The following is a 16,281-nucleotide window of genomic DNA, read 5'->3' as shown; positions in this document are numbered from 1 at the left end:
GGCGGGTCACGCCGCCTGCGGCCAACGGGAAACCGTCGGGTCAGGTCACTTCAACAGCCCGGCTTCGCGATAGAACCGCTCGGCGCCCGGGTGCAGCGGCAGGCCCAGCCCGGCCAGCGCGTTATCCATGACGATCATCTTGCCCTTGGCGTGGCCCGCATCCAGCTGCGCGCGGCTGGCATCGTTCCACAGCGCCTTGGTGATGCCGTAGATCAGCTCTTCCGGCTGATCGGCCGAGGTGATCCACTGCGCCCCCACCGCGATGGTGTTCACGTCGGCCTCCTGCCCGTCATAGGTGCCGGCGGGGATGGTGTCGGCGGCAAAGAACTCGCTTTCGCGCACCTTGTCGGCGACCTCGCCCTCGATCGGGACGATCACCACGTCCTGCTGGCTGGCCAGTTCCGCGATGGCGCCCGCCGGATAGCCGCCGACAAAGAAGAACGCGTCCATCTGGCCGTCCTTCATGCGGTCGGCAGCCTGGTCGGGCTTGAGGTATTCGGGCTTGATGTCGCCTTCGGACAGGCCGGCGGCGGCCAGGATCAGCTTGGCATCGACCAGCGTACCGGATCCCGGCTCGTCCAGCGACACCCGCTTGCCGGCCAGGTCCGCGACCGAGGTTATGCCCGACTTGACCGAGGCGACCAGGTGGATCGATTCCGGGTAGAGGTTGGCGATGGCGCGCAGCTTGTCCGCGGGGGGCTGGCCTTCCCAGATGCCGGTGCCGGTATAGGCCCAGGCCGCCACGTCGCCCTGCACGAAGCCCGATTCCAGCGTGCCGCCCTGGATGGCGTTGACGTTCGCGACCGAGCCATTGGCCGCCAGCGCCGAAGCAACCAGCCCCGGCACGCCGCACGAACCGCCATCCTCGCAGGCCCGCGACCCCGGAGGCGCCGAGATCACGTTCGCCAAGAGCCCGCCGATCGGATAATAGGTGCCCGCGGTGCCGCCGGTGCCGATGCGGAAGAACGACATCTCTTGCGCCGAGGCCGTCCCGGCCAGCGCCATGACCGCGACCGCCGCCGCGCCCAGGATGGTTTTGCCGAACATCAATCTTCTCCCCGTTCTGGTTTTCCGTGACGGGCAGCTTCACCCAACTGGCCCCTGGATGGCAAGCATCCGCGGGCAGCAGCGCAGATTTAACCGCGCGTCCGCAGCCGGGCGATGAAGAACCCGTCCAGCCCGCCCAGCCCGGGCCAGTGGTCGGGCCGGGTGCGGATCGCACCCTGCGGGGTGATCCATTCGGCCGGCCAGTCACCGGGGTCCGGGGGCTCGACCGCCAGCCCGGGATGGCGCGCCAGCGCGGCCTCCAGCTGACGCTCGCCCTCGGCCGGGTGCAGCGAGCAGACCGCATAGACCAGCCGCCCGCCCGGTTTCAGCAAGCCGGCGGCGTGGTCGATCAGCTGCGCCTGCAGGCGGACAAGCTCGGGGATCATCGCGCCGTCGCGGATCAGCGGCAGCTCGGGGTGGCGGCGAATGGTGCCGGTGGCCGAACAGGGCGCATCCAGCAACACCGCATCCAGCGCCGCGGGCGGGGCCCAGTCCAGCGCATCGGCAGCCACCGTCTCGGCCTCCAGCCCGACGCGGGACAGGTTCTCGGCCAGCCGCGCCAGCCGCTGCGGCGACAGGTCGATGGCAGTCACAAGCGCCCCGGCAGCGGCCAGCTGCATGGTCTTGCCGCCCGGCGCGGCACACAGATCGGCGACGACCTCGCCCGGACGCGGCGCCAGCAGCCGCACCGGCAGCGCCGCGGCGGCGTCCTGCACCCACCAGTCCCCCTCGGCGTAACCGGGCAGCGCCGTCACCTGCGTGCCGGCGGGCAGGCGGTGGCTGCCGGTCGGCAGCGCCTCGCCCGGCACCGGCGCGCCGGGTGCGCGCGGGGTCAGGTCCAGCGCCGCGCCACGCTCATGCGCGGCCTCGATGGCGGCGGCGATCTCCTCGCCCAATTCCGCCACCACCGGGCGGCGCAGCCAGTCGGGCAGGCGCGGGGGCGCGGCTTCTTCCCACGCCGCCTGCCCCTCGGCGGCACGGCGCAGCACCGCGTTCACCATCCCCGCCGCGGCCTTGGCCTTGGCGCCGCCGGATCGCGCCAGCGCCACCGCGGCATTGACCGCGCCATGCGGCGCCTCGGCCCCGGCCAGCATCTCGGTCACCGCCAGCTGCAGCAGGTCCATCACCTCGGGCCGCGGGCGGCGGTCGATCAGCCCGGCCAGCACCGCCTCGGATCGGCTGCGGTGGCGCAAGGTCATGGCGGCAAGCCGGCGGGCGCGGGCGCGCTCGGCCGGGCTCAGCTCGGCCAGCGCCTCCTCGCCCTCGGCCAGGGTCGCGCCCTCGCGCACCGCCGCCAACAGCCGCAGCGCCCCGCGCCGCGCGGCATGGGGCGCGGGCTGCGCCCTGCCCTCGCCCCGGTCCTTGCGGCCGCCCGGCGGCTTGCGCACAGGCTTTTTCGCCGCAGCGACACGCTTGGCAGCTTCTCCATTATCCAAATATCCCGGGGGGGCCGCCGCAGGCGGCGGGGGCAGCGCCCCCGGCTGCGGTGCCGGATCGACCGCCGCGCGCCGCTTTGGCCGCGCCTCGCCACCGGCCGTTTCCGGGCGATCATCGTCGTTTCGCTTGCCCATTGCCCCCGCGGTCCCTAGCTAGACCCTGAACCGATACGCAATCAGCGCAGGGTTTTCCATGACCACGCAGACCGAAGCCGCCCTGACCCCGGAAGATCGCCCCGAATGGGCGCATCTTCCCCCCGCCGCCCGCCGCGCCCTGGCCGAGGCCGAGGAACGCCGCCGCACCACGCCGCCGCTGGCGCTTGCCCCCGAACTCGGCGGCCGCGACGGCCCCGAGCCGGTGCGCTACGGCGACTACGAACGCAAGGGCATCGCCGTCGACTTCTAGGCGCGGGGCCTCAGGCCGGCGCCGTCTGCGACAGCGGCCGGGCACGCCCGGCACCGCCGCGCAGATAGCGCGCATACCCCAGGTCGTCGGCGCGGATCTCGGGCTGCCGGCCGCTGATCAGGTCGGCGATCAGCCGCCCCGAGCCCGCCGCCATCGTCCAGCCCAGCGTGCCGTGCCCGGTGTTCAGCCACAGATTCCCGACCGGGGTCGCCCCCACGATCGGGGTGCCGTCGGGCGTCATCGGCCGCAGCCCGGTCCAGAACGTGGCCTTGTCCAGATCGCCGGCGCCGCCGAACAGCTCGCCCACCGATTTCGCCAGCGTCGCCCGCCGCCGCGGCGATAGCGACAGGTCGAACCCGGCCAGTTCCGCCAGCCCGCCCACGCGGATGCGGTCGCCCAGCCGGGTGATCGCCACCTTGTAGGTTTCATCCATCACGGTGCTGACCGGGGCGCGGCTTTCGTCGACGATGGGGATGGTCAGCGAATAGCCCTTGACCGGATGCACCGGCAGCCGCAGCCCCAAGGGCGCGACCAGCGCCGGCGAATAGCTGCCCAGCGCCACCACGAACCCGTCCGCCACCAGCCGCCCGGCCGAGGTCTGCACCGCCTCGATCCGCGACGCGGTGCCCTCGAGCGCGTGGATGCTGGTGTCATAAAGGAACCGCACCCCCTCGGCCGCGGCCATCGCCGCCAGCGACTGGGTAAAGATCAGGCAGTCGCCGGTCTCGTCCCCCGGCAGGCGCAGCCCGCCCTTCAGCAGGTGGCGGGCATGGGCCAGCCCCGGCTCGACCGCGACGCAGCCGGCGGCGTCCAGAACCTCGTGCGCCACGCCGTCGCTGCGCAGCACCTCGATGTCCTTGGCCACCGCGCGCAGCTGCTTGTCCTCGCGGAACACCTGCAGCGTGCCCTGGGTGCGCTCGTCATAGCTGATCCCGGTTTCCGCCCGCAGCGCGCCCAGGCACTCACGCGAATACATCGCCAGCCGCATCATCCGCGACTTGTTGGTGGCATAGGCGTCCGAGGTGCAGTTCCCCAGCATCTGCAGCATCCAGCGCGCCCGCGCGGGATCGGCTGAGGCGTGCAGCACCAGCGGCGCATGGCGCTGGAACAGCCATTTCAGCGCCTTTTGCGGAATCCCCGGCGCCGCCCAAGGGGTCGAGTAGCCGGGCGAGATCTCGCCGGCATTGGCGAACGAGGTCTCCAGCGCCGCGGCGGGCTGACGGTCCACCACCGTCACCTCGTGCCCGGCACGAGCGAGATACCAGGCGCTGGTGACGCCGATCACGCCGGCGCCCAGGATGATGATCTTCATGGCAGCAATCCTCCCCACGGGATATTGCACCGAAGATCGTCCCACAGACGCGGAATGTGCTGCCTGAATTGCCCGGAGCTGGCGCGATATGCGCAAGTTCCTTCGATATATTCTTAAAATCACGCAACGCTCTTGCGCTGCATTGCAGCAGGACCGCGAATCGTCCCCCGCGGGCGCGGTACCGCCCGCGTCGCCGCCGCATGGGTATTTGGACCAGAAAGAAGTCACTCGCGCCCGCAAGACCGCGGCAGGGCTTCTTTCTGGTCCAAATACCCTGCGAGGGCGCGGACAAGCGCAGCCTTGCCGGTTACAGCCCCAGCACGTCCGCCATGTCGTATTCCCCCGGCCCCTTGTCCTGCCCCCACAGCGCCGCGCGCAGGGCGCCGCGGGCAAAGATGGCGCGGTCGGTGGCCAGGTGGCGCAGCACCACACGCTCGCCGTCGGCGGCGAAGATCACGTCGTGCTCGCCCACGATATCGCCGCCGCGGATCGCCGAGAACCCGATCGAGCCCGGCACCCGCGCGCCGGTGATCCCCTCGCGCGCCGGCACCCGCAGCGTCTCGAACGCGGCGCGGCGGCCTTCGGCGGCGGCCTCACCCAGCATCAGCGCGGTACCCGAGGGCGCGTCGACCTTGTGGCGGTGGTGCGCCTCGACGATCTCGATGTCCCAGTCCTCGCCCAGCGCCGCGGCCACCCGCCGGGTCAGCCCGACCAGCAGGTTCACCCCCAGGCTCATGTTCCCGGCGCGGATGATCGGCGCATGGCGGGCGGCGGCGGCGATGCGGCGCAGGTCGTCCGCGTCCAGCCCGGTGGTGCCGATCACATGCACCGCCCGCGCCTGCGCCGTCAGCTCGGCAAAGGCCACCGTCGCGGCCGGAGAGGTGAAGTCGATCAGCGCCTGCGCCTGCGCGATGGTCGCCACCGCGTCGTCGCTGACCGCGATCCCCAGCGCCGCGCCGCCCATGGCGGTGCCCAGGTCCTGCCCGACCCAAGGATGCCCCGCGCGTTCCAGCGCACCCGCCAGCCGGCATGCGTCCGATTCCAGCACCGCCTGCGCCAGCATCCGTCCCATGCGGCCCGACACGCCCGCCACCACGATCCCGGGCTTGTGCATCTGATCCATCGCGTCCCCCTTTTGGCAAAGCTCTAGCCCGTTGCGGCGGACCCTGCGACCCCCTAGATGGGGGCTCATGGCAAACAATCGCTTCCAGTCCGGTCACGGCCCCTCGCAGCGCCAGCTGCGTGTGGGCGAGCTGATCCGGCGCACCCTGTCCGACGTGCTGGCGCGCGGCGACGTGCACGACCCGGATCTGAACCGCCACTCGATCACCGTGGGCGAGGTGCGGACCTCGCCCGACCTCAAGGTGGCGACCGCCTATGTGCTGCCGCTGGGCGGACATGGCGCGGACGAGGCGCTCGAGGCGCTGCGCCGCAATGCGCGCGAGCTGCGCCACCTGGTCGCTCGCGGCCTGACGCTGAAATACGCGCCCAGCCTGCGCTTCGTGCTGGACGAGACCTTCGACCGCATGGACGACACCCGCCGCATCCTGTCAGACGAGCGCGTGCGCCGCGATGTCGAGCGTGCGGAGGACGGGGACGACCAGGACGATGATCGCTGATCTCAGGCGCCAGCTGGGGCTTGCGATGGGCGCGCTGGTGGCGATGACCCTGCCCGCGCTGGCCGACATCTGCGAGACGCATGAGTTCGAGGGCGTGCGCTACGCCGTCTGCACCGTCACCGGCGACCGGCAGGACCGGCTGCGGCTGTGGCTGGACGACGCCGACGGCCACCCGCTGGGCGAGTTCCGCGCCGTCCGCCAGCGTCTTGCCCCCGGCGAGGTGCTGGATTTCGCCATGAACGCGGGGATGTATCATGCGGACCTGTCCCCGGTCGGCCTGTTCCGCTCGGACGAGGCGGAGCGGGGCCAGGTCGTGACCGCCGGCGGCGGCGGCAATTTCGGGCTGCTGCCGAACGGGGTGTTCTGCGTGGGCGCGAAAGCCCCGTTCCAGGTGATCGAAAGCCGCCGCTTTGCCAAGGCGCAGCCGCAGTGCCGGCTGGCCACCCAGTCCGGCCCGCTGCTGCTGATCGACGGCGAGCTGCACCCGCGCTTCCTGCCCGACAGCGACAGCCGTTACATCCGCAACGGCGTCGGCGTGTCGCGCGACATGGCAACGGCGTGGTTCGCGATCTCGGATCGGGCGGTCACCTTTCACCAATTCGCGCGGTTCTTCCGAGACGGGCTGGGCGCGCGCAATGCGCTGTATTTCGACGGCTCGATCAGCCGGCTTTACGCGCCCGCGCTGGGCCGGGCCGACTGGGGCCGGCGGATGGGCCCGATCATCGGCTATGTGAGCACCCCCTAATGGCACGAAAGAAGGGCCGCGAGATTTCCGGCTGGCTGCTGGTGGACAAGCCCGCGGGCGTGGGTTCGACCGATGTGGTCGGGCGGGTGCGCTGGGCGCTGGACGCGAAAAAGGCCGGCCACGCCGGCACGCTGGACCCCGATGCGACCGGTCTGCTGGCGGTGGCGCTGGGCGAGGCGACCAAGACCGTGCCCTACCTGACCGAGGCGCTGAAGACTTACGATTTCACGGTGAACTGGGGGGCGGAAACGGCCACCGACGACGCCGCGGGCGAGGTGCTGCGCCGCTCGGACGCCCGCCCCTCGGCGCAGGCGATCGAAGCCGCGCTGCCCGCCTTCCGCGGCCAGATCATGCAGGTGCCGCCCGCGGTGTCCGCCGTCAAGGTGGACGGGGCGCGCGCCTATGACCTCGCTCGCGAGGGCGAGGATTTCACCCTCGCCGCCCGCCCGCTGTGGGTCGAGGAGCTGGTGCTGACCGAGGCCCGCGACGATCAGGCCGATCTGCGGCTGGTCTGCGGCAAGGGCGGCTATGTCCGCGCCATCGCCCGCGATCTGGGCCGGGCGCTGGGGTGCCTCGGCCATGTCCATAGCCTGCGCCGGGTCTGGTCGGGGCCGTTCAACGTGGCCGAGGCGATCCCGTTCGAGCGGATCGACCGTGCCGCGCAGGCAGAGCTGGAAGCGGCGCTGCTGCCGATCCAGGCGGCGCTCGACCTGCCGCAGATGCGCGCCACCGACCAGGGCGCCGCCCGCATCGCCAACGGCAACCCCGGGCAGGTGCTGGACCATGCCGACTACGGGGCCGAGGTCTGGGTCAGCCACCAGGGCCGGGCCATCGCCATCGGCCGCTACATGGGCGGCGAGGTCCACCCCTCGCGCGTGTTCGTGCGGCCCTGAGCCGGCGGGCCTGCGTCCCTCGTTACCGTTGCAATGGGTATTTGGGCCAGAAAGAAGCCCGCCTTGGTGACTTCTTTCTGGTCCAAATACCCATACGGCGGCGACGCCGGGCGGATCAGGCGATCGAGACGCCGCGGGTTTCGCGCCCGATGGCGAATGACAGCACCGCCGCCAGCACCAACAGCGCCGCGAACAGCCCGATCATCGCGTTGAAGTCGCTGGTCGCCAGCACCGCCAGCACCGAGGGCGCGGCCAACCCGCCCAGCCGCGCGATCGCCCCGGCCATGCCCATGCCGGTGGCGCGCAGCGTGGTCGGATAGACCTCGGGGGTCAGCGCGTAAAGCGCGCCCCAGGTGCCCAGCAGCGCAAAGCTCATCAGCATCAGCGCCCCGGCGACCAGCAGCGCCGAGCCGGCGGTGACGAAGGCAAGACAGCCCAGCGCCGACAGCATCAGGAAGATGCGCAGCGTCCGCTGCCGGCCCCAATTGTCCACCCCCCAGGCCGCCAGCGCATAGCCGGGCAGCTGCGCCAGCGCCAGCACCACCAGAAAACCATAGCCGCGGACAAAGCCGAAGCCCTCGGTCGCCAGCTTGCCGGGCAGCCAGACAAAGACGCCGTAATAGCTGAGCGACACCAGGAACCACACCGACAGCACCGCCAGCGTGGTGCGGGCAAGGCCGGGGGCGAGGATGCCCCCCGCCGGCGCGGGCGCGGTGGGCGGCAGGATCAGCCGCGCGCCCTCGGGCAGGGCGGGGGCGCCGTTGGCCACCCGCACCCGGTTGATGATGGCGCGGGCCTGCGGCTCACGGTCACGGCGCAGCAGATACATGGGCGATTCCGGCACCCACAGCCGCAGGAAGATCCCGATACAGGCCGGCAGCGCCGCGACGATATAGATCAGCTTCCACGGCGCCCCCAGCGCCCAGGTCGCCGCCGCCCATGCGGTCAGCGCCACGATCAGCGTGCCCAGCGCCCAGAACCCCTCCAGCCAGACCAGCCAGCGGCCGCGGTTCTTCGGCGGCAGGAACTCGGCCATCATCGCGTAATCGACCGGCAGCGTGCCGCCCACCGCCGCCCCGGTCAGGAAGCGCAGCGCCAGCAGCCACTGGAAATCGGGCGAGAACGCCGAGGCCAGCCCGAACACCGCGTCGCAGGCCACCGTCACGATCAGCACGTTGCGCCGCCCCACCCGGTCGGCCAGCCGCCCGAACAGCGCCGCGCCCAGGAACATGCCCAGGAAGAACAGCGTCCCGCTTTGCAGCGCCGTGCGCATGTCGAGCCCGAAGCTCGCCGCGATCGAGGGCGCGGCGAACCCCACCGCCACCACCTGCATCGCATCGGCCGCCCAGACCAGTCCGAAGATCGCCATCAGCCGGCGCTGGAAACGGCCGGCCCCGGCCTCGGACAGAGCGTCGTCGACGGTGATGTTCATGCTGGGCTCATCCCTGAAAGAAAACGAAAAGGGGCCGCGCCCCGGCGCGACCCCGATGATCCTGCCCTGCCGGGACAAAGGGTCAGGCGTTCACGCTGTCCTTCAGCGCCTTGGCGATGGTGACCTTGACCACCTTGTCGGCGGGCTTGGTCATCATTTCCTGGGTCTGCGGATTGCGGACCTGACGCTCGGGGCGGGCGCGGCAGGCGACCTTGCCGATACCGGGCAGGGTCAGGGCGCCGCCCTCGGCCACGGTCCGGGCGACGATCGCCTGAATCGCGTCCAGCGCAGCGGTCGCGGTTTTCTTGTCGCTGCCCATTTCCTCGGCCATCGCAGCCACCAGCTGCGTCTTGGTCATGGGCTTCGCGGGGGCTGTCGCCATGGGAAACTGTCTCCTCGTTGGTGCGCGCGTTGGGTGCGGGCGTTTCCAGTGCCAGTTCTTCCTGGCATTTTTCTGCTACAGCCCGTTTCAACCCGCATTTCAAGCCCTTTCGACGCGATTTGCCCGGTTTCCGGCATGAGTTCGCAAGAAATTCCCGGGCGGTGTGGCCTGATTCCGCCGGTCGCGGGCCTGCTGCGTCACAGGAACGCGGTTTCGTGGAAGGATCGCAGCTTGCGCGAGTGCAGCCGCTCGACCGGCTGCTGGCGCAAAAGCTCCATCGCGCGGACGCCGATGCGCAGGTGGCTGGCAACCTGGCCGCGATAGAAATCGGTGGCCATGCCGGGCAGCTTCAGTTCCCCATGCAGGGGCTTGTCGCTGACGCACAGCAGCGTGCCGTAGGGGACGCGGAAGCGGAAACCGTTGGCGGCGATGGTGGCGCTTTCCATGTCCAGCGCGATGGCGCGGCTGAGGCTGAGCCGGTGCACCGGGGTGTCGCGCAATTCCCAGTTGCGGTTGTCGATGGTGGCCACCGTGCCGGTGCGCATGATCCGCTTGAGCTCGAAACCTTCAAGCTGCGTCACGTCGGCGACCGCATCCTGCAAGGCCACCTGCACCTCCGCCAGCGTCGGCAGCGGCACCCAGACCGGCAGGTCGTCGTCCAGCACATGGTCCAGCCGCAGATAGGCGTGGGCCAGCACGTAATCCCCCAGCCGCTGGCTGTTGCGCAGCCCGGCGCAGTGGCCGACCATCAGCCAGGCATGCGGGCGCAGCACCGCGATATGGTCGGTCGCGGTCTTGGCATTCGACGGCCCCACCCCGATGTTGACCAGGGTGATCCCCTGCCCGTCGGCGCGCTTCAGGTGATAGGCCGGCATCTGCGGGGATTTCGCGCCGGTGGCGATCACGTCCTCGGGGCGTTCCAGCACCTGATCGCCGGGTGCGACAAAGGCGGTATAGCCCGACGCCGGGTCGGCCAGCGCCTGCCGGGCGAAGGCTTCGAACTCGTCCACATAGAACTGATAGTTGGTGAACAGGACGAAGCTCTGGAAATGCTCGGGCGCGGTGGCGGTGTAATGGGCCAGCCGCGCCAGCGAATAATCCACCCGCTGGGCGGTAAAGGGGGCCAGCGGCTGGGTGCCATCATGCGCAGGCTGCGCCACCCCGTTCACGATGTCGTCGTTGGTGGTTTCCAGATCCGGCACGTCGAACACGTCGCGCAGCGAAAACCGCAGCACGCCTTCCTGCGGCACGTTCAGGTCCGAGCGGGTCGAGACCGCGAAATGCACCGGAATCGGGGTGTCGCTGTCGCCCACCGCCACCGGCACCCCGTGGTTGCGGATCAACAGCCCGATCTGCTGGGTCAGATAGTCGCGAAACAGGTCTGGCCGGGTGATCGAGGCCGCATAGCTGCCCGGCAGCGCCACATGGCCAAAGGCCAGCCGCGAATCCCCGCGCGAATGGCTGGCGGTGGTCAGGCGCAGCTCGGGGTAAAAGGCGCGGAACCGCGCCTGCGGCGCACCGCCGTCCAACGTGCCCAGAAAGCGGTCCAGCAGCCAGCCGGTGGCGCGGGTATAAAGCTGTTCCAGCCGGGCGACGGCGGCGGCGGGGTCGGTGAAATATTCGCGCTCGGCCGGCTCGGGGGTCTCGACCGGCAAGAGACGTGAGGGCTGGTCCATGCAGGGCTCCTTCCGGGGCTGCTCTCTGGCTCCTGTTTCCGGCGCGACAGTGGCAGGCGCCCCGCGCCGAGGCAAGCAACCGCTGGCAAGCGCGCCGCCGCGCGACTATCTGGAAGTCATGGACATCTCGATTCTGGATCTGGCGCCGGTGCCCGAGGGCTCGGACACGCGCACCGCCATCGCCAGCAGCGTGCGGCTGGCACAGGCGGCCGAGGGCTGGGGCTATCACCGCTACTGGCTGGCCGAACACCACAACATGCCGGGCATCGCCAGCGCCGCCACCGCGGTGCTGATCGGCCATATCGCCGACCATACCCGCAGGATCCGGGTCGGTGCGGGCGGGATCATGCTGCCGAACCACGCGCCGCTGGCGGTGGCCGAGGCGTTCGGGACGCTGGCCACCATCCACGGCCCGCGCATCGACCTGGGGCTGGGGCGGGCGCCGGGCGGCGACGGGGCGGTGATGCACGCGCTGCGCCGCGGCCAGTCCCGCAACGAGGATTTCCCCAACGACGTGGTGGAGCTGCTGTCCTATCTGGGGCCTGCGCGCCCCGGCGCGGGGGTGGCGGCGCATCCCGGGCAGGGCACGGATGTGCCGGTGTGGATCCTCGGGTCGTCGCTTTACGGCGCCAGCCTCGCCGCGGCGCTGGGGCTGCCCTATGCGTTCGCCGCGCATTTCGCGCCCGATGCGCTGGATCAGGCGTTGGCGCTGTACCGCGAACGCTTCCAGCCGGGGCCGTGGGGCGATGCGCCCCGCTTCATGCTGGCCGCCAACCTGATCGCCGCCGACACCGACGGGGCCGCGCGCAAGCTGCGCACCAGCTCGCAGATTTCCTTCTACCGGCTGCGGACCGGCAGCCCGGGGCTGCTGCCGGCGCCGGTGGACGACCTCGACGCCGTGGTGCCGGCGCAATACCAATCCAGCGTGGACCGGGTGCTCAGCATCAGCGCGGTGGGTGCGCCCGAAACGGTCAAGGCGCAGCTCGATGCGCTGGTCGCGCGCTATCGCCCCGACGAGCTGATCCTGACCGGCAATATCTGGGACCCGGACGCGCGGATGCGGTCCTTCGCCATCGGGGCCGAGGTGATGGGGCTGTCGCGGGCATGAGCGCCGGGCCGCATCTGGTCGTCCTCGGCCACGGCTATTCCGCCGGCTACCTGACGCCGCTGCTGATCGCGCAGGGCTGGACTGTCACCGGCACCACCCGCGACGACCCCGCCCGCATCAAAGCCACCGGCGCGCAGCCGCTACGCTGGCCGGGGGATGAGGGCGCGCTGCGGGCACGGATCGCCCGCGCCGATGCGATCCTGATCAGCGCCGGCCCGGACGGCGGCGAATGCCCGGCGCTGCGCGACTTCGGCACCGCCATCGCGGCCAGCCCGGCGCGCTGGCTGGGGTATCTGTCCACCACCGGCGTCTATGGCGACCGGCAGGGCGGCTGGGTGGACGAGGATTCGCCCCTGACCCCCGCCACAAGGCGCGGCCACGACCGGGTGGCGGCTGAAACCGCGTGGCAGGCGCTGGCCGCCGCGCATGGGTTGCCGTTGCATATCTTCCGCCTGGCCGGAATCTACGGCCCCGGCCGCGGCCCCTTTGCCAAGGTCCGCGCCGGCACCGCGCGGCGCATCATCAAGCCGGGGCAGGTATTTTCCCGCATCCATGTGCAGGACATCGCGCAGGTGCTGGCAGCCTCGATCGCGCGTCCCGCGCCCGGCGCCATCTACAACGTCTGCGACGATGACCCCGCCCCGCCCGAGGAGGTGCTGGAACACGCCGCCACCCTGCTGGGCCTGCCCCCGCCCCCGCCCGAGGATTTCGCCACCGCCGAGATGACGCCGATGGCCCGCAGCTTCTACGCCGAAAGCAAGCGCGTCGCGAACGACCGCATCAAGCGGGAACTGGGCGTACGGCTGATCCACCCCGACTATCGCAGCGGACTGGCGGCGATGCTGGCCGCGGAAGCCGCTACGGGGTAAGCCGGCAGCAGCCGTTTTCCATGCGCGAGGCCTGGCCCGCGCCCTCGAACAGCAGCGTGGCCGACAGGCCAAAGGCCCGGTCCGACATCCCGTCGCTGCATTGCGCCGGATAGGGCGCCGGGTGCAGAACCACCGTCAGCCGGCCGCCCTCATCCCCCGCCACGATGCTGCGCGCCGGGCTGTGCTGGCTGGGGTTGTCCACCACCGCGCGCCGCTGCAGCAGGCGCGATGCCTCGGGCGTCTCATGGACCAGATTGCCGCCGACCTGCCGCAGCGACCAGAACGGCTCGGTCCCCAGGCAGTTCAGCGTGGCCGGCACCTGCCCGGGCCGCCACACCTCTGCGCGTTCCTTCAGATAGCGCATGTTGACCCAGCCGGAGCGTTCATGGGTGTTGACCAGCCCCCAGCCCGACCGGACCGCGACCACCTCGACCCCCTTCGCATCGGGCGCCAGCTCGGACAGGATCGAGGACGAGGCGTCCGGCATCGCCCGCACGTTCAGCCGGTCGTTCGCCGCAACCCCGGTCACGTCGAACAGCGTCGGCAGCATGGTCTGGGCGCCGGCGGGCAGCGCGGCGAACAGCGACAGGATCAGGGCAACAAGGCGCATGGGAACCCCCAGGATCAGATGACGGTCCCGAAGACATGGCCGATCGCTGCCGTGATCGCCATGGCGAAAACCCCCCAGACCAACACACGTCCGAGAGCGGGCAGCACCGGCGCCCCCCCGGCGCGCGCGCCCAGTACCCCCAGCGCCGCCAGCGCCAGCAGCGTGACCACCAGCACCACCGGCACCATCGCCGCCGCCGGCGCCAGCACCGAAGCCAGCACCGGGATCCCCCCCGCCACGGTGAAGGTCACGCCCGAGGCCAGCGCCGCCTGCATCGGGTTGGCGGAAAGCTCGTCGGTCAGCCCCAGCTCGTCGCGCAGATGCGCGCCCAGCGCATCATGCTCGGTCAGCTCGCAGGCGACCAGCAGCGCGGTGTCGGGGGCCAGCCCGCGGCCGATATAGATCTGGACCAGCTCTTCCAGCTCGATCTCGGGCTCGTGGTGCAGGGCCTGGCGCTCGCGGTGGATGTCGGCGGCCTCGATATCGGCCTGAGAGCTGACGCTGACATATTCCCCCGCCGCCATCGACAGCGCGCCCGCGGTCAGCCCCGCCACCCCGGCCAGCGCCACCGCCTGCGGGTCCGGCCCCGCCGCCGCCACCCCCACCAGCAGCGACGACATCGACACGATCCCGTCGTTCGCCCCCAGCACCGCCGCCCGCAACCAGTTGGAACGGTTGATGTAATGCGGATCGTCGGGATGGGCGGAGGGGTGGGTGTTGCGGGTCATGTCAGATACCGATGCGAGCCTTTCCGGGCTCTTTCTTCATCATCCCAATATCCTGGGGGGAGCGCGTAGCGCGGGGGGCGACGCCCCCCTGCCCCGCCCCGTCAGGCGCGGCGTTCCATCGAGGCCACGCCCAGAACCTCCAGCACCTTCGCCTCGATCTGCGGGGCGTTCATCGCGGCGGCGCGATACATCGCCTCGGGGCTGGCGTGGTCGATGAACGTATCGGGCAGCACCATGCTGCGGAAGCGGAAGCCGCGGTCGAACACGCCCTCATCCGCCAGCAGCTGCGCGACATGGCTGCCGAAACCGCCGATGGCGCCCTCTTCGATGGTGATCAGCGCCTCGTGTTCGCGCACCAGCCGCAGGATCAGCTCGCGGTCCAGCGGCTTGGCAAAACGCGCGTCGGCGACGGTCGGGGCAAGGCCGCGGGCGGCCAGGGATTCGCGCGCCGCCAGCACCTCGGACAGCCGCGCGCCAAAGGACAGGATCGCGACGCGCCCGCCCTCGGCCACGATGCGGCCGCGGCCGATTTCCAGCGGGGTGCCGCGCTCGGGCAGCTCGACCCCGGTGCCCTCGCCGCGCGGGAAGCGGAAGGCCGAGGGCCGGTCGTCCAGCGCCGCGGCGGTGGCGACCATGTGGACCAGCTCGGCCTCGTCCGCCGCGGCCATGACCACGAAACCGGGCAGGTTGGCGAGATAGGCCACGTCATAGGCGCCGGCATGGGTGGCGCCGTCGGCGCCCACCAGCCCGGCGCGGTCGATGGCGAACCGCACCGGCAGGCGCTGGATCGCCACGTCATGCACCACCTGATCATAGCCGCGCTGCAGGAACGTCGAATAGATCGCGCAGAACGGGCGCATCCCGCCCGCCGCCAGCCCGGCCGAAAACGTCACCGCGTGCTGTTCGGCGATGCCGACGTCGAAGCAGCGGCGCGGGAAACGCTCGGCGAACAGGTTCAGCCCGGTGCCGTCCGGCATGGCGGCGGTGATCGCCACGATCTTTTCGTCACGCTCGGCCTGCGCGATCAGCGATTTCGCGAAGACGCTGGTATAGCTGGGAGCGTTGGATTTCGCCTTGGCCTGCACCCCGGTCACCACGTCGAAGCGCGCGGTGGCGTGGCCGCGGTCGCTGGCGTTTTCGGCGGGCGCATAGCCCTTGCCCTTTTTTGTCACCGCATGGATCAGCACCGGCCCGGTGGCCCGCGCCCGCACCGTGCGCAGCAGCGGCAACAGCTGGTCCAGGTCGTGCCCGTCCACCGGGCCGATATAGGAAAACCCCAGCTCTTCGAACATGGTGCCGCCGATGGTCAGGCCCTTCAGCATCTCCTTGGCGCGCCGGGCGCCTTCCTGCATCGGCGGGGGCAGCAGGCTGACCGCGCCCTTGGCCGCGGCCTTCAGTTCCTGGAACGGGCCGCGGGTGTACAACCGGGTCAAATACGACGACAGCGCCCCCGTCGGCGGCGCGATCGACATCTCGTTGTCGTTCAGGATCACGAACAGCCGCGTGCCCAGATGGCCGGCATTGTTCAGCGCCTCGAAGGCCATGCCGCCCGACATGGCCCCGTCGCCGATCACCGCCACCGCATCGCCCGGATCGCCGCCCAGATCGCGCGCCGCCGCAAACCCCAGCGCCGCGGAAATCGAGGTCGAGCTGTGCCCCGCCCCGAACGGGTCATGCGGGCTTTCGCTGCGCTTGGTGAAACCGGACAGCCCGCCCTCGGTCCGCAGGGTGCGGATACGGTCGCGCCGCCCGGTCAGGATCTTGTGCGGATAGCACTGGTGGCCCACGTCCCAGATGATCTTGTCGCGCGGGCTGTCGAACACCGCGTGCAGCGCCACGGTCAGCTCCACCACCCCCAGCCCGGCACCCAGATGCCCCCCGGTCACGCTGACCGCGCTGATGGTTTCCGCGCGCAGCTCGGCGGCCAGCTGGTGCAGCTGGCGGTCGCTCAGCGCCTTGAGATCGGCGGGCGAGGTCACCCGGTCCAGCATCGGCGTGTCGGGTCGCGGCGGCAATTC

General features: G+C 71.1%; 16 protein-coding genes. 6 read left to right on the top strand and 10 right to left on the bottom strand.

Features of this window, described 5'->3' with window-relative positions:
- Window positions 1-45 precede the first annotated feature (45 nt).
- Both RSP45_RS10915 and RSP45_RS10910 read right to left on the bottom strand, forming a co-directional pair.
- On the bottom strand, window positions 46-1,047 hold the full coding sequence (locus tag RSP45_RS10915; RefSeq protein WP_415391972.1) for a TAXI family TRAP transporter solute-binding subunit: 1,002 nt from the start codon (window positions 1,045-1,047) through the stop codon (window positions 46-48).
- An 89-nt stretch (window positions 1,048-1,136) separates the two neighbouring features.
- Window positions 1,137-2,354, bottom strand: coding sequence for an RsmB/NOP family class I SAM-dependent RNA methyltransferase (locus tag RSP45_RS10910; protein ID WP_415394051.1), 1,218 nt, complete (start codon window positions 2,352-2,354; stop codon window positions 1,137-1,139).
- A 322-nt stretch (window positions 2,355-2,676) separates the two neighbouring features.
- Here RSP45_RS10910 and RSP45_RS10905 point away from each other — a divergent pair, with 322 nt between their 5' ends.
- Entirely contained in the window at window positions 2,677-2,889 is a 213-nt protein-coding gene (locus tag RSP45_RS10905; protein WP_415391971.1) for a DUF1674 domain-containing protein, read from the top strand.
- 10 nt (window positions 2,890-2,899) lie between these two features.
- Here RSP45_RS10905 and RSP45_RS10900 read toward each other — a convergent pair whose 3' ends face one another.
- Both RSP45_RS10900 and dapB read right to left on the bottom strand, forming a co-directional pair.
- On the bottom strand, window positions 2,900-4,201 hold the full coding sequence (locus tag RSP45_RS10900) for a D-amino acid dehydrogenase (RefSeq protein ID WP_415391970.1): 1,302 nt from the start codon (window positions 4,199-4,201) through the stop codon (window positions 2,900-2,902).
- A 307-nt stretch (window positions 4,202-4,508) separates the two neighbouring features.
- Window positions 4,509-5,315, bottom strand: a complete 807-nt coding sequence (gene dapB / locus RSP45_RS10895) for a 4-hydroxy-tetrahydrodipicolinate reductase (RefSeq protein ID WP_415394050.1) — start codon at window positions 5,313-5,315, stop codon at window positions 4,509-4,511.
- A 76-nt stretch (window positions 5,316-5,391) separates the two neighbouring features.
- On the opposite strand from dapB, the gene rbfA reads away from it, so the two are divergent.
- The 3 genes from rbfA to truB are packed head-to-tail and all read left to right on the top strand — an operon-like array spanning window position 5,392 to window position 7,458.
- On the top strand, window positions 5,392-5,820 hold the full coding sequence (gene rbfA / locus RSP45_RS10890) for a 30S ribosome-binding factor RbfA (RefSeq protein WP_415391969.1): 429 nt from the start codon (window positions 5,392-5,394) through the stop codon (window positions 5,818-5,820).
- The gene (locus tag RSP45_RS10885; RefSeq protein WP_415391968.1) at window positions 5,810-6,565 is read left to right on the top strand and encodes a phosphodiester glycosidase family protein; all 756 of its coding nucleotides are present in this window, start codon (window positions 5,810-5,812) and stop codon (window positions 6,563-6,565) included. The genes rbfA and RSP45_RS10885 overlap by 11 nt, the downstream gene beginning before the upstream one ends.
- The gene (truB, locus tag RSP45_RS10880) at window positions 6,565-7,458 is read left to right on the top strand and encodes a tRNA pseudouridine(55) synthase TruB (protein WP_415391967.1); all 894 of its coding nucleotides are present in this window, start codon (window positions 6,565-6,567) and stop codon (window positions 7,456-7,458) included. Before RSP45_RS10885 ends, truB begins: the two co-directional genes overlap by 1 nt.
- A gap of 115 nt (window positions 7,459-7,573) precedes the next feature.
- Here truB and RSP45_RS10875 read toward each other — a convergent pair whose 3' ends face one another.
- The 3 genes from RSP45_RS10875 to RSP45_RS10865 all read right to left on the bottom strand — a co-directional run bounded on the left by RSP45_RS10875 (window position 7,574) and on the right by RSP45_RS10865 (window position 10,948).
- Window positions 7,574-8,890 carry an MFS transporter gene (locus RSP45_RS10875; RefSeq protein WP_415391966.1) on the bottom strand — a complete coding sequence of 439 codons (1,317 nt, stop codon included), beginning with the start codon at window positions 8,888-8,890 and terminating at the stop codon, window positions 7,574-7,576.
- A gap of 82 nt (window positions 8,891-8,972) precedes the next feature.
- On the bottom strand, window positions 8,973-9,272 hold the full coding sequence (locus RSP45_RS10870) for an HU family DNA-binding protein (RefSeq protein WP_073064937.1): 300 nt from the start codon (window positions 9,270-9,272) through the stop codon (window positions 8,973-8,975).
- Window positions 9,273-9,469: 197 nt separating this feature from the next.
- Window positions 9,470-10,948, bottom strand: coding sequence for an AMP nucleosidase (locus tag RSP45_RS10865; protein WP_415391965.1), 1,479 nt, complete (start codon window positions 10,946-10,948; stop codon window positions 9,470-9,472).
- A 118-nt stretch (window positions 10,949-11,066) separates the two neighbouring features.
- Here RSP45_RS10865 and RSP45_RS10860 point away from each other — a divergent pair, with 118 nt between their 5' ends.
- Window positions 11,067-12,056, top strand: a complete 990-nt coding sequence (locus RSP45_RS10860; protein WP_415391964.1) for an LLM class flavin-dependent oxidoreductase — start codon at window positions 11,067-11,069, stop codon at window positions 12,054-12,056.
- Window positions 12,053-12,925 carry an SDR family oxidoreductase gene (locus tag RSP45_RS10855; protein WP_415391963.1) on the top strand — a complete coding sequence of 291 codons (873 nt, stop codon included), beginning with the start codon at window positions 12,053-12,055 and terminating at the stop codon, window positions 12,923-12,925. Before RSP45_RS10860 ends, RSP45_RS10855 begins: the two co-directional genes overlap by 4 nt.
- Here the strand turns inward: RSP45_RS10855 and RSP45_RS10850 are convergent.
- From RSP45_RS10850 to dxs, 3 genes are all read right to left on the bottom strand, one after another.
- On the bottom strand, window positions 12,915-13,535 hold the full coding sequence (locus RSP45_RS10850; protein ID WP_415391962.1) for a peptide-binding protein: 621 nt from the start codon (window positions 13,533-13,535) through the stop codon (window positions 12,915-12,917). The genes RSP45_RS10855 and RSP45_RS10850 overlap by 11 nt on opposite strands.
- Before the next feature lie 14 nt (window positions 13,536-13,549).
- The gene (locus tag RSP45_RS10845; protein ID WP_415391961.1) at window positions 13,550-14,263 is read right to left on the bottom strand and encodes a VIT family protein; all 714 of its coding nucleotides are present in this window, start codon (window positions 14,261-14,263) and stop codon (window positions 13,550-13,552) included.
- Between the two features lie 101 nt (window positions 14,264-14,364).
- On the bottom strand, window positions 14,365-16,278 hold the full coding sequence (gene dxs, locus RSP45_RS10840; RefSeq protein WP_415394049.1) for a 1-deoxy-D-xylulose-5-phosphate synthase: 1,914 nt from the start codon (window positions 16,276-16,278) through the stop codon (window positions 14,365-14,367).
- Window positions 16,279-16,281: the final 3 nt, after the last annotated feature.

Origin of the sequence: Paracoccus sp. SJTW-4 (assembly GCF_047716885.1) — a bacterium.
GTDB classification, from domain to species: domain Bacteria; phylum Pseudomonadota; class Alphaproteobacteria; order Rhodobacterales; family Rhodobacteraceae; genus Paracoccus; species Paracoccus solventivorans.
This window is presented reverse-complemented; position numbering and strand designations above follow the sequence as displayed.

Coding starts and splice junctions, on each gene's coding strand:
- RSP45_RS10885 (WP_415391968.1), top strand. CDS start 5,810: ATGATCGCTGATCTCAGGCGCCAGCTGGGGCTTGCGATGGGCGCGCTG.
- dapB (WP_415394050.1), bottom strand. CDS start 5,315: ATGCACAAGCCCGGGATCGTGGTGGCGGGCGTGTCGGGCCGCATGGGA.
- RSP45_RS10850 (WP_415391962.1), bottom strand. CDS start 13,535: ATGCGCCTTGTTGCCCTGATCCTGTCGCTGTTCGCCGCGCTGCCCGCC.
- RSP45_RS10875 (WP_415391966.1), bottom strand. CDS start 8,890: ATGAACATCACCGTCGACGACGCTCTGTCCGAGGCCGGGGCCGGCCGT.
- rbfA (WP_415391969.1), top strand. CDS start 5,392: ATGGCAAACAATCGCTTCCAGTCCGGTCACGGCCCCTCGCAGCGCCAG.
- RSP45_RS10845 (WP_415391961.1), bottom strand. CDS start 14,263: ATGACCCGCAACACCCACCCCTCCGCCCATCCCGACGATCCGCATTAC.
- RSP45_RS10855 (WP_415391963.1), top strand. CDS start 12,053: ATGAGCGCCGGGCCGCATCTGGTCGTCCTCGGCCACGGCTATTCCGCC.
- truB (WP_415391967.1), top strand. CDS start 6,565: ATGGCACGAAAGAAGGGCCGCGAGATTTCCGGCTGGCTGCTGGTGGAC.
- RSP45_RS10865 (WP_415391965.1), bottom strand. CDS start 10,948: ATGGACCAGCCCTCACGTCTCTTGCCGGTCGAGACCCCCGAGCCGGCC.
- RSP45_RS10900 (WP_415391970.1), bottom strand. CDS start 4,201: ATGAAGATCATCATCCTGGGCGCCGGCGTGATCGGCGTCACCAGCGCC.
- RSP45_RS10870 (WP_073064937.1), bottom strand. CDS start 9,272: ATGGCGACAGCCCCCGCGAAGCCCATGACCAAGACGCAGCTGGTGGCT.
- RSP45_RS10860 (WP_415391964.1), top strand. CDS start 11,067: ATGGACATCTCGATTCTGGATCTGGCGCCGGTGCCCGAGGGCTCGGAC.
- RSP45_RS10915 (WP_415391972.1), bottom strand. CDS start 1,047: ATGTTCGGCAAAACCATCCTGGGCGCGGCGGCGGTCGCGGTCATGGCG.
- RSP45_RS10905 (WP_415391971.1), top strand. CDS start 2,677: ATGACCACGCAGACCGAAGCCGCCCTGACCCCGGAAGATCGCCCCGAA.